Annotated in this window: 9 protein-coding genes; 6 read left to right on the forward strand and 3 right to left on the reverse strand. The window is 30.4% G+C overall.

Annotated elements, in window-relative coordinates; translation table 11 throughout:
• Positions 1-7 precede the first annotated feature (7 nt).
• The gene (gene aceB / locus SY27_RS12325; protein WP_045970722.1) at positions 8-1,609 is read right to left on the reverse strand and encodes a malate synthase A; all 1,602 of its coding nucleotides are present in this window, start codon (positions 1,607-1,609) and stop codon (positions 8-10) included.
• 121 nt (positions 1,610-1,730) lie between these two features.
• Between aceB and SY27_RS12330 the strand changes: the two genes are divergently transcribed.
• From SY27_RS12330 to SY27_RS12350, 5 genes are all read left to right on the forward strand, one after another.
• Positions 1,731-3,212, forward strand: coding sequence for a helix-turn-helix domain-containing protein (locus SY27_RS12330; protein WP_045970724.1), 1,482 nt, complete (start codon positions 1,731-1,733; stop codon positions 3,210-3,212).
• A 94-nt stretch (positions 3,213-3,306) separates the two neighbouring features.
• Positions 3,307-4,182: a hypothetical protein gene (locus tag SY27_RS12335; RefSeq protein ID WP_052705321.1), complete on the forward strand. Its 876-nt coding sequence runs from the start codon at positions 3,307-3,309 to the stop codon at positions 4,180-4,182.
• A gap of 137 nt (positions 4,183-4,319) precedes the next feature.
• Positions 4,320-5,183: a succinate dehydrogenase cytochrome b subunit gene (locus SY27_RS12340; protein WP_045970726.1), complete on the forward strand. Its 864-nt coding sequence runs from the start codon at positions 4,320-4,322 to the stop codon at positions 5,181-5,183.
• Between the two features lie 17 nt (positions 5,184-5,200).
• Positions 5,201-7,210, forward strand: coding sequence for a fumarate reductase/succinate dehydrogenase flavoprotein subunit (locus SY27_RS12345; RefSeq protein WP_045970729.1), 2,010 nt, complete (start codon positions 5,201-5,203; stop codon positions 7,208-7,210).
• A gap of 6 nt (positions 7,211-7,216) precedes the next feature.
• The gene (locus tag SY27_RS12350) at positions 7,217-7,978 is read left to right on the forward strand and encodes a succinate dehydrogenase/fumarate reductase iron-sulfur subunit (protein WP_045970731.1); all 762 of its coding nucleotides are present in this window, start codon (positions 7,217-7,219) and stop codon (positions 7,976-7,978) included.
• Between the two features lie 69 nt (positions 7,979-8,047).
• Here SY27_RS12350 and SY27_RS12355 read toward each other — a convergent pair whose 3' ends face one another.
• Positions 8,048-10,321: an aminotransferase class III-fold pyridoxal phosphate-dependent enzyme gene (locus tag SY27_RS12355; protein ID WP_045970733.1), complete on the reverse strand. Its 2,274-nt coding sequence runs from the start codon at positions 10,319-10,321 to the stop codon at positions 8,048-8,050.
• A 100-nt stretch (positions 10,322-10,421) separates the two neighbouring features.
• Here SY27_RS12355 and SY27_RS12360 point away from each other — a divergent pair, with 100 nt between their 5' ends.
• Positions 10,422-11,189 (forward strand): nitrilase family protein, encoded by a 768-nt coding sequence (locus tag SY27_RS12360; RefSeq protein WP_045971148.1) that lies wholly within the window; start codon positions 10,422-10,424, stop codon positions 11,187-11,189.
• Between the two features lie 38 nt (positions 11,190-11,227).
• Here SY27_RS12360 and SY27_RS12365 read toward each other — a convergent pair whose 3' ends face one another.
• A complete protein-coding gene (locus tag SY27_RS12365; protein ID WP_045970735.1) occupies positions 11,228-12,841 on the reverse strand; it encodes an Ig-like domain-containing protein in 1,614 nt (537 codons plus the stop codon).
• Positions 12,842-12,872 lie beyond the last annotated feature (31 nt).

The following is a 12,872-nucleotide window of genomic DNA, read 5'->3' on the forward strand; positions in this document are numbered from 1 at the left end:
AGTTGTGTTAAATATGTTTGTAACCTAAAATTGTTAAAAAGTCTATGAAGTTATAATTCACGACTAAAATATCTAATAGTTGTTCGGCTAATTTGTAATGTTGTTTTTCGTGATTTTCATCACCAACTAGATTTTTAATTTTTTCATATTCTTCCATGGCAATTTTGTCATAATATTTCTCAGTTAATATTTTCCCATTATCTAGAGTTACGCCATTTCGTAGCCATTGCCATAATTGAGAGCGAGAAATTTCTGCTGTTGCTGCGTCTTCCATTAAATGATTTAAAGCTGCTGCACCTTGACCATTTAACCATGAAGCAATGTATAAAACCGAAATATTGATGTTTTTGCGAACACCTTCTTCAGTAATACTTCCTTGAGGTACTTCTAATAAATCAGCTTCAGTAATGTTTAATTCACTTCTTTTCACGTGAATTTGGTTTTTTGTCGGCATGTTTTCATTAAAAACTTTTAGTGCTACTTCAACTAAATCTGGATGTGCTACCCAAGTTCCATCATGTCCATTTTTAACTTCGCGTTCTTTGTCTGTTTTTACTTTATTGAAAGCAATTTCATTCGCTGCATTATCATTTTTAATTGGAATTTGTGCAGCCATTCCTCCAATTGCGTGAATATTTCTCTTATGACATCTTTGAATTACTAATTGGGAATAGGCGTTCATAAAAGGACTTGTCATGGTAACTTGATCTCTGTTTGGTACAATAAATTTTTCATTATTTCTAAACTTTTTGATATAAGAAAAAATATAATCCCAACGACCACAGTTTAACCCAACAATATGGTTTCTTAATTCATAAATAATTTCGTCCAGTTGAAAACTAGCAGTTATGGTTTCAATAAGAACAGTCGCTTTAATTGTTCCGTTTTTAATTCCTAAATATTCTTCTGTAAAGTTGAATACCTCATTCCACCATCTGGCTTCTAAATAATGTTCTAATTTTGGTAAATAGAAGTAAGGGGCTGTGTTGTTTTCTGCTAAAGTCTTGTGATTATGAAAAACATACAAGCCAAAATCTACTAATGAGCCTGAAATTTCTTCATTATTGATTAAGATATGTTTTTCGTTTAAATGAATCCCTCTTGGTCTTACTAATAAAACAGTAGTTTCATTTTTTAATTTATATTCTTTATTTTTCTTTTTGTCAAATAAGTAGATTGTTTTGGCAACAGCATCTTTTAAATTTTGTTGACCATTCATTAGATTGTTCCAAGTTGGAGAAGTACTATCTTCAAAATCAGCCATAAATGTTTTAGCTCCAGAATTTAAGGCGTTAATTACCATTTTTCGATCAACAGGGCCTGTAATTTCAACTCTTCTATCTAGCAACTCTTCTGGTGTTGATGCAGCAATCCATTCGCTTTCTCTAATTTTTTTTGTTTCTATTGGAAAGTTTGGTAGTTCGCCTTCATCAAATTTTTGTTGTTGCTCTTTTCTTTTTTCAAGAAGTGCTATTCTTTTTTTATTGAATTTTTCATGAAGTTCTATTAAAAAAAACATAGCATTTTCGGTTAGAATATCTGGGAACGATTCTTTTGATTCAATTTTAAATTGAAGTCTTTTTTCTTTTGTTTCTATTTGATTTTCCATGATTTAATTGTTTTGATAAGGCAATATTATAAAAAAGTTTTTTACAAAACAAGCGAACGTACGCTAAAATTATAAAAAATTATTTTTTTACTATTTTGAATATTAGCGTATATTTGAAACTATGAATTTAGAAAGAGATTATATTAAGCTGATTTTTGGGTTGAAACTGAAACAGGCAAGAACAAATAGAAACCTATCTTTGTTTGGTTTGGCAAAAATTACTGGTTTGTCAAAATCATATTTGAATGAAATTGAAAAAGGGAAAAAATATCCTAAAACGGATAAAATTATTTTATTGTCTGAAAAATTAGAAGTGCCTTATGATAATATGGTGTCTTTGAAATTGGATAATAATTTGGCTCCAATAGGAGAAATATTAAAATCTGGAATTTTAAAAGAAATACCTTTAGAGTTGTTTGGTATTCAGGAAGATGATTTGATTGATATTATTGCAAATGCTCCTGCAAAAGTAAATGCTTTTATTAGTACAATTATTGAAATTGCTCAGCATTACAATTTGTCAAGAGAAAGTTTCTTTTTGGCTTCATTACGATCTTATCAAGAAACGCAAAATAATTATTTTGAAGATTTAGAGCAGAAAGTAGAACATTTCGCAAAGGCATTTCACGTTGATCTTGATTTGCAAATTTCATTGGATGAATTAAAAGCTATTTTAGTTGAAGAATATAATTATAAGATTATAGAATTAGTATTTTCAGAGCATGAAGAATTAGGAGATTTGCGCTCTATCTTTGTTCCAAAGAGTAAAACATTGCTTATTTCTACTGATGTAGACGAGTTCCAGAAAGCATTTATATTTGCAAAAGAAATTGCTTATAATTATTTAGAAATAAAGGAACGATTGTATACTTTTAGTTGGATTAAATTTGATAATTTCGATCAGGTATTGAATAATTTTTACGCTTCTTATTTTGCTGGCGCGTTGCTTTTGCCAAAGAAAAAGTTAATTGGTAATTTGAATTTATTTGTTTCTAGAGAAGCTCCAAAGCCACAAGAATTTGTTCAATTAATATCTGATTTTAAAGTGTCTCCAGAAACATTTTATCAGCGTTTAACTAATATTTTGCCAAAAGATTTTCAATTGAAGAATTTATTTTTTCTTAGAATGTCTCACAAGATAGGAAGTGGTAATTATAAAATTAAAAAAGAATTACATATCACAAATCAGCAAGAACCTCATGCAAATGAAATGAATGAGCATTATTGTAGACGTTGGGTTTCTGTTAAAACAATAATAGAGTCAATAAAACAGAATAAAAATCATTTTTTTGATGCTCAAATTTCTCGTTATGAAAATAGTAATAATGAATATTTAGTTTTTTCTTCGGCAACACCAGATCCGTTTAAAAAGGATCATATAAGAAGTATTTCTGTTGGAATTTTAATAACACCAACATTGAAAAAGAAATTTAAATTTATTGATAATGAATCGATAATTAAACAAGTAGTAGGTGTTACTTGTGAAACTTGTGCTGTTAAAAATTGCTTAGAAAGAGCTGCTGCTCCAATTCAATTAGAGCGAAAAAGACGTAATGAAAATACAGATTTAATAGTAAATAGTTATATACAAAAATATAGTTAATAATCTTTTTGATTTCGAATTTAAAATTACAATATAATTAGAATGTTGGCGTTAATCTTAGATAGAGCTTTTGTAAATTTGATAAAAAAGAAAAATGAATTGGAAAGTTTTTTTAGGTGTTTTTTTAATGATATTCGTTCTGATTTCGTGTAGTGATCGAGATGATAGTTTGGTCAATAAAGAACCACAATTAATTGTGAAATTTAAATTTGATAAATCTCAAGCCAGATTGAATAACTTAGGACAGCCTTCTGTTGTTTCTACAGGGAACGCATCTCAATCTCCAAAGTTTAATTTTATTAGTGCTCATTATTTTGAGTTAGCCCAAAACGCATATACTCAGTTGGGAGATGGATTGGTTTTGTATCATGGTTCTGAAACAATTGATGGAGGTGATTTAGCAATAGATTTTTCTAGAGCAAAAATTGTGTCAGAAGGAGAGCCTTTTTTGTCAATACCATTAAGTCAAATAAATCAAGGAAATTACGAATATGTGAGAGTTTCTCTGTCTTATCAAAACTATGAAGTGTCTGTTTTTAATAATGGAATTGATTATTTAGGAACATTAGAAAGCTTTGTTGGATTTAATACTTATATTACTTCACATAGTATTGGGAATAATGTTTTTAATGTTAATGTTAATCGCCTTCAAGGATATTGGGCTTTCGCATTGAACGATGCTCCATATGCAACTTCTGGACAAGCTCCACAAGGAAGTACAACTGTTCCAAACCCTATTGCGTCTACATCGGCAATTCAACCAGGATCATGCGTGGTAACTGGTAAATTTGTAGAGAATTTAGTTGTAAATGGAAATGAAACAGACGATATTGTAGTAACATTATCTCTTTCTGTGAATAATAGTTTTGAGTGGGAAGAAGTTAATTTTGATGGGAAATATGAGCCATCAATAGGTGAAAATGTTGTTGATATGGGTTTAAGAGGCTTGATTCCTAGCTATGTAAAGTGATTTTATACTTGGTTTAAGGATAAGGTTTGAAAAGGTATATTTTAAATTCATTATAAATAACAACTAAAAGGTTGTAGTTAAAATTAATATGCAGTATTTTTGTTTGATTTTAAAAACTAGAATAATCAAATAAAATTATGGCAAAATCAGCACTTCTAAAGTCATCTATTGCTAAAAAATACTGGATGGCTCTTACAGGTTTATTTTTATGCTTGTTTTTAGCTGGTCACTTAGCTGGAAATCTTCAGTTATTAGTACCAAATAATGCTTTGAATTTTAATCAGTATGCATTGTTTATGACCACTAATCCTGCAGTAAAATTACTTTCTTATTTAACTTACATTTCTATTATTTTTCATGCAATTGACGGTATTTTGTTGGCTTTTCAAAATAAAGCAGCAAGACCGATTAATTATGCAAAAACGAGTCCTTCGGCAAACAGTAGTTTTGCATCTCGTAATATGGCAGTTTTGGGAACTATCATTTTAGTTTTCATTGTAACACATATGGTGAATTTTTGGGCTAAAATGCATTTTGACAAAAATATTCCATTAGCATCAAAAGAAGTTGTTAGTCAAATGGGAAAAACAAAAATGGCTATTGGAGTTTTAGGTTCTCAGAATCCATTTTTTCCTCTAGATTCTTTAGGGAAACTAGATAAAAATATTCTGGAAAGTAATAAATTACAAGTACTAGATGTTACTAAAGTAATAGCAGTTGAAAATAATAATGATGTTGTTTTTGAAGGATATAAAGACTTGTATAAAATTACGTATGACTTTTTTAGAGATGCAAAATATGGCTTATTATTTACAATTGGTTATGTTTTAGCTATGTTAGCATTAGGATTCCACTTATGGCATGGTTTTCAAAGTGCATTCCAATCGTTGGGTATAAATAATAAGTTTACACTAACAATCAAATTTATTGGAAGAGCTTTTGCAGTAATCGTACCTTTATTATTTGCGATTATTCCTTTATATATACACTTTACTAAATAATCAACATCAGATACAATATGAAGTTAGATTCTAAAATACCAGAAGGGGCATTGGCAAAAAAATGGACCGATTATAAAGATCATTTAAAATTAGTTGCTCCAAACAACCGTCCAAAAATTGACATTATCGTTGTTGGTACAGGTTTGGCAGGTGCTTCAGCAGCTGCTTCTCTTGGAGAAATGGGATATAATGTAAAAGCGTTTTGTTTTCAAGATTCTCCTCGTCGTGCGCATTCAATTGCAGCGCAAGGAGGTATCAATGCAGCAAAAAATTACCAAAATGACGGAGATTCTATCTACCGTTTGTTTTACGATACCATTAAAGGAGGTGACTACCGTGCACGTGAAGCAAACGTTCATCGTTTAGCAGAGGTTTCAGGTAATATTATTGACCAATGTGTAGCTCAAGGAGTTCCTTTTGCTCGTGAGTATGGTGGAATGTTAGATAATCGTTCTTTTGGTGGAGTACAGGTACAACGTACTTTTTATGCTGCTGGACAAACAGGACAACAATTATTATTAGGGGCATATTCAGCTTTATCAAGACAAATCGGATTAGGACGTGTTAAAATGTTCAACCGTCATGAAATGTTAGACTTGGTTAAAATTGATGGAAAAGCACGTGGAATTATTGCTCGTAACTTGGTTACTGGTGAAGTTGAAAGACATTCTGCCCATGCAGTTGTAATCGCTTCTGGAGGTTACGGAAATGTTTATTTCCTTTCTACAAATGCAATGGGAAGTAATGTAACAGCTTCTTGGAAAATTCACAAACAAGGTGCTGCTTTTGCAAATCCATGTTACGTACAAATTCACCCAACTTGTATTCCGGTTCATGGAACAAATCAATCGAAGTTAACGTTAATGTCAGAATCATTACGTAACTCGGGTCGTATTTGGGTACCAAAGAAAAAAGAAGATGCTGAAGCAATTCGTGCAGGTAAATTAAAACCAACGCAAATTGCAGAAGAAGATAGAGATTATTACTTAGAAAGAAGATATCCAGCATTCGGTAACTTAGTACCTCGTGACGTTGCATCTCGTGCAGCTAAAGAGCGTTGTGATGCAGGTTATGGAATTGAAGCAAACGATACGAACGAAGGTGTTTACTTAGATTTCTCTTCTGAAGTGAAGAGTAAAGGTAAAGAGGTAGCGTATGCTCAAGGAAATCACAATCCTTCGGAAGAAGAAATTATTACTTTAGGAAAAAAATGGTTGGAAGAAAAGTATGGTAACCTATTCGAAATGTATGAAAAAATTACTGACGAAAATCCATATGAAACACCAATGAAAATTTATCCAGCAGTTCACTATACAATGGGTGGAGTTTGGGTTGATTATAACTTACAATCATCAATACCTGGATGTTTCGTAGCAGGTGAGGCAAACTTTTCTGATCACGGTGCTAACCGTTTAGGAGCTTCTGCTTTAATGCAAGGTTTAGCGGATGGTTATTTCGTATTGCCTTATACTGTTTCTAACTATTTAGCTGATGAAATACGTACGGGTAAAATTTCTACTGATGCACCAGAATTTGCTGAAGCGGAGAAGAATGTAAGAGATTCTATCAATATGTTCTTGAATAATAACGGAACAAAATCGGTTGACCATTTCCATAAAAAATTAGGACACGTAATGTGGAATAAAGTGGGTATGGCGCGTAACGAACAAGGATTAAAAGAAGCAATTGAAGAAATCGGAAAAATCCGTGAAGAATTCTATAAAGAGGTTTACGTTCCAGGTAGTGCAGATGAAATGAATCCAGAATTAGAAAAAGCACTTCGTGTAGCAGATTTCCTTGAACTAGGACAATTAATGGCTATGGATGCTTTACAACGTAAAGAATCTTGTGGAGGTCACTTTAGAGAAGAGTATCAAGATGCTGAAGGAGAAACTCTTCGTGATGATGTTAACATGGCATTCGTAGGCGCTTGGGAATATAAAGGGCAAGATACTACTAAAGCCGAACTTCACAAAGAAGATTTGAAATACGAGTTCATTAAAATTGCAGCTAGAAACTATAAATAAGAGATTATGAGTACAGCAAAAAATATCAATATAACCTTAAAAATTTGGCGTCAGAAAAATGCTAAAACTAAAGGTGGTATAGAAACGTATAAGTTAGATAATGTTTCTACAGCAAGTTCGTTTTTGGAAATGTTGGACCAATTAAACGAACAATTAGTAAGCGAAAGAAAAGAACCTGTTGCTTTTGATCACGATTGTCGTGAAGGAATTTGCGGTATGTGTTCATTGTATATTAATGGTAGAGCACACGGACCAGAAACAGGAACAACAACATGTCAGTTGCACATGCGTAAGTTTAACGATGGTGATACTATCTACATTGAACCATGGAGAAGTAAAGCTTTCCCTGTAATCAAGGATTTAGTGGTTGATCGTACTTCTTTTGATAGAATTCAGCAAGCAGGTGGTTTCGTGTCGGTTAATACTTCAGGAAATACAATTGATGCTAATTCAATTCCTGTGCCTAAAGCAGATGCAGATAAAGCTTTTGAAGCAGCAGCTTGTATTGGTTGTGGGGCTTGTGTTGCATCTTGTAAAAATGGTTCTGCAATGTTGTTTGTTGGAGCTAAAGTTTCACAATATGCATTATTACCGCAAGGAAAAGTAGAGGCAACACAACGTGTATTAAACATGGTACGCCAAATGGATGAAGAAGGGTTCGGTAATTGTACAAATACTGGTGCTTGTGAAATAGAATGTCCAAAAGGTATTTCTTTAGAGAACATTGCTCGTATGAATAGAGAATATTTGAAAGCAAGTATTATCTAAATTGAGATAGAATATAAATTTTTAAAAACGCATTCATTTAATGAATGCGTTTTTTTATTAGAAAAGTATTTAGGGATTCTTGTAGTAATTTTCTAATATAGTATCTGTGTTCTTTACGACAATATCTACATCTTTTTTTGTAAAAATAATAGGAGGTTTTGTCTTTAAAACATTATCAACAGGACCATCTGTGCTAATTAAAATATTTTTTTCTCTTAATTGATTTTTAATGTATTGTGCTAACTTTGTATCGGGTTCTTTTGTGTCATCTTTAACAATGTCGAAACCTAGAAATAATCCTGAACCTCGAATATCACCTATGCAAGGATATTTTTCTTTGAGATTAACAAACCTTTCTTTGTAATAATCTCCAACTTTTTTTGCGTTTTCTTGTAAATTTTCTTCTTCAATTACTTCTAAAACAGCTAGTCCTATTGCACATGAAACGGGATTTCCTCCAAAAGATGTGAAAAATTCTACACCAGTATTAAAAGAAGATGCTATTTCTTCCGTACAAATTACTGCTGCCATTGGATGTCCATTACCTATTGGTTTGCCAATTACAACCATGTCAGGGATAACTCCTTGTGCTTCAAAACCCCAAAAGTGTTCACCGAGTCTTCCAAATCCTGTTTGTACTTCATCACTAATACAAATACCGCCTTGTGCTCTAATGGCCTCGTAAACGGGCTTTAAATATCCTTTTGCTAATGGAATTTGACCAGCACACCCAACTATTGGTTCAGCAATGAATGCTGCAATTTTATTAGTACTGGCTTTTATGTCGTTTATAGTGTTTTCAGCATATAGTTTGCCAGCTGTACCATCATTTTGTGTATATCGGCCTCTATAAGTATCAGGAATTTCTGTTTTTATAATATATTCTTTTTGACCTTGTCCTTTTGGATTACTAAATTTATAATCGCTAATGTCAATTCCTATTTGAGTATGGCCATGATATCCATGTTCTATAACCATTACATTTGAATTGGATGTATGTTTTTTAGCCATTCTAATAGCTAAATCGTTTGCTTCGCTACCAGAATTGACAAAAAATACTTTATTAAGTGTAGCTGGAAATTTTGATAATAATTTTTCAGCATAAGTATTTAAAATATCGTATAAATATCGAGTATTGGTATTTAATTTTGAAATTTGAATTTGACCTGCTTTTACTACTTTTGGGTGTGAATGACCAACATGAGGGATATTGTTATATGCATCTAAAAATGTGTTTCCGTATGCATCATACATATATTGAAATGCTGCTCGTTCCACATAAATAGGATTGTTGTAACTAATGGATAAAATTTTTGCTAAATGTTCATGACGTTTTTCTTTTATTTTTTCTGCCTCTAAAGGTTTTTTTATCTCAAAACCTAATGATTCTTTAAATGCATTAGTTATAAAAATTGGATTTGTAGCAATTAAATAGTGAAGCATTTTCCATGCTTTTTCTTCACTTATTAGTGTGTGGGTGTTCTTTGGATTTACATTTCTTGCATGTGCAGAATTACATACACTAATTACTAATCTTGCGGCTATGATGTAATATAAAACGTCAATTTCAATTTCTAATAATGGATGTTTTTCATGATACGATTTCGTGATTATTAAAGCATCTGTTAAATAATCTTCTTTGTTATAAGTTGCATATATAATAGCAATAGCTAATTCATTTATTTGAAAAGAATAAGCTAAATCTCCAAAATCAATTAGCCCAGATATCTTATTGTTTTTTACTAAAATGTTCCATTCATTGATGTCATTATGAATAATTGCTTTTCTCAATTCTTCTTTTTTCGGAAGTACTATTTCGTCAAATTGATTAAAAAAATATTCTGCTATTCGTCTGTTTTCAGGATCATTAATATTAACTAAATATTTTTTGTTTAAGTTTAGATTTTCAATATTCCATTCCCAGTTTCTACTTTTGTAGTAATAATTTTTAAAATCTTTTAAATAAAGGTTTAACAAGCCTATTGTTGTTCCGTAAGATGTCATTAAGTCTTTATCATGACTTACTTCTGCTAAAAAATCACCTTGAATAAATGATAATAATCGGAATAATGTTTTATTGTTATTTAGAGATAAAGCTAATATTGTTTCTCCATTATTAAATTTTATTGGAATTGGAGTTTCAATATTTTTAAAATTTTGAAGATGGATTAAAACATGATTTTCCGCTGTTATTAAATCAAGAGTGTCTTCAGTATATGGGTAAGTTTTTAGAACATATTTAGTTTCTGTAGTTTTAATCAAATAATTTGCGTTGTCATAACCACCAAGTTTAGTGATGGATTTAATTTTTGAGGGAATATAGTCTTGAATGAATGTAATCATTAGAAATGGTTTAAAACATAATTATGTAAGTAAAAATATACTTTTTAAGACTGATTTAGAACATTTTTTTCTACTTTTATCAAGTAATATTTCAATTAAAATGAGAGTAGCATTATTTCAAACCAAACTTATTTGGGAACGCCCAAAAGAAAATAGAAGTTTAATTCAAGAGTACATTAATTCATGTGATGATGAGTACGATTTATTAGTATTGCCAGAAATGTTTACGTCTGGGTTTACTATGAATCCAGAGAGGGTTGCAGAGAAAATGGATGGAGAAACTATTGAATGGTTGAAATTAGTAGCTATAGAAAAAAACATAGCGATAACAGGTAGTTTGGTTATTGAAGAAAGTGAAAATTACTATAATCGTCTTGTTTTTGTTTTTCCAAATGGAAATATTCAGTATTATGATAAACGACATTTATTTACTTTAGCAGGAGAGGAAAAAGTATATAAAGCAGGAAAAGAAAAATTAATAGTTGAATATAAAGGATGGAAAATTTGTCCATTTATTTGTTATGATTTACGTTTTCCTGTTTTTAGTAGAAATGTTGAAAATTATGATTTATTGATTTATGTTGCAAATTGGCCTAAACCAAGAATTCAAGCATGGAACTCCCTTTTAAAAGCAAGAGCAATTGAAAATATTTCTTACTTAGTAGGAGTAAATAGAATAGGTGCTGATGATAATGAAATGGAATATGTAGGAAGCTCTCAAGTAGTTGACTATTTAGGAAATGAAAGATTAAATTGTGATGATGAGCAAGGAATATTTATTATTGAGCTTGATAAACAAGAAATGATCGAAACAAGAAATAAACTAAATTTCTTGAACGATAAAGACTCTTTTATAATTCAGTTTTAAAAGGATTGCGGTTTGTTTAACTTAGGAGAATAAAATGCTTACTCTCCTAAATCGAATTCTTGTTCTACGTCCCAATTTGCTCTAACATCTATTCCTTTTGGATAGTAGACGATTTCTTCAGCATATTTTTTATTTAGATAGTCTCCTGTGTCCCAAATATTATTTTTATTATCATCATATATGATTCTTAAAGTATAAATACTTGGTTCAATTGCATCAAAATAAATAATATTTTCGTCATTACTAATTGCAGAAGCAACTACATCTCCTTTGGCAGTTAAAACTTCTAAAATATAAGGGAATCTATTAGCATTTTTAATTATTACTTTCAAGTTTCCATAGTCTGAAAGCAGTTTTGTATTAAATGAAAAGCGTAATGAATCATTAATGGTATTGTAAAAATCAGTAATAGCTCCTGGAAGTAGTTCTATCTGGTATTTTTGATTTTCTTCTTTTTTAAAGTCAAATAGAATTTCTTCCTCATATTCATTATAGCTATACTCAAAAGGGATTACTATAGAATCTTTATTAGTTAGTGTAATTTTGTTTTTATCAATAGAGTTTATTGGTGTTTTAGTTTTTAATGTAAACTTGTCTCTAAAGTTTAGAGTATTTTGAACTGCATTAATTTTTAATGAGTCCGTTAGTTTTAATTCTTTAACTTTAGTTTTAAAATTCTTAATATAATTGTCTTTTTTAATAGATATTTCAAGTGTGTCTAATTTTGAAACAGGAAAAAATAATTGAACAGAATCTTTTCCTTTATCTGGAAATTTCGTCATTTTAACAGGAATTTCTTCTAATCCCATTTTTGCAGTAATCTTTACATCTTTTATGTCACCTTGGTAACCCATAAAAAATTTATTATTTGATTGCTGAATAGGTTTTTCAACTTTAAACTTAGGTTTTTCCTTGAATAATTCTATTTCATATAAAGTATTGTCTACGGGAAGAGTTATGGTTTCATCTAAGAAACCAATTTTATCCGATTTTGGATCATATTTATAGTTGTTGTTTTTGTCTTTTAATGCAATTATTTTATATGTTCCTGCTTTTAAATTTTCTAATGCAAATACTTTTAAGCTATCTAAAGTATTGGTTACATATAAAGGAGTTTCTTTAAAAACCGTTGAATCTTTAAAGGTTGTAGCATCATATAATTGAATGTTGACAAAATTGTCAGGGTTTTGTTCATAAGCATCTTTTATGTTACCCAATAAAGCCAGAGAATCAATATAACTGCCAGTAGAAAAGACGTATTTAAACTGAGAATAAGGATTACCTTCATTGTTGTCAGTAATACTCTGGCCGAAATTAAAACTATAAGTAGTATTTGGTTTTAAATCTTCTAAAATCTTAATCGAAATAAATTTACTAGCGCTTCCTTGTGGAATAATTGTAGGTTGTTTTTCTAATGGAGGAGAAATAATTAATTGCTTATTAATATCTTTTACTTTAATAAGCTCATTAAAATTAATCTTGATCTCTCTTCCTGAAAAATTTGTACTAAAATTATCAGGAAAACTTGATGTGATTCTTGGAGCAATAGTATCTTTTGCACCACCATTTATAGTTCCTCTTTTTGCACAACTAGTTGTAAAAATAAATGTGCTAATAACTATAAAAAGAATTGTCAAATATGTTTTTTTCATCTTTCTAAAAAATGTCACTACAAAATAACAA

Source organism: Flavobacterium sp. 316 (assembly GCF_000967805.1).
In the GTDB taxonomy this organism is placed as follows: Bacteria; Bacteroidota; Bacteroidia; order Flavobacteriales; family Flavobacteriaceae; genus Flavobacterium; species Flavobacterium sediminilitoris.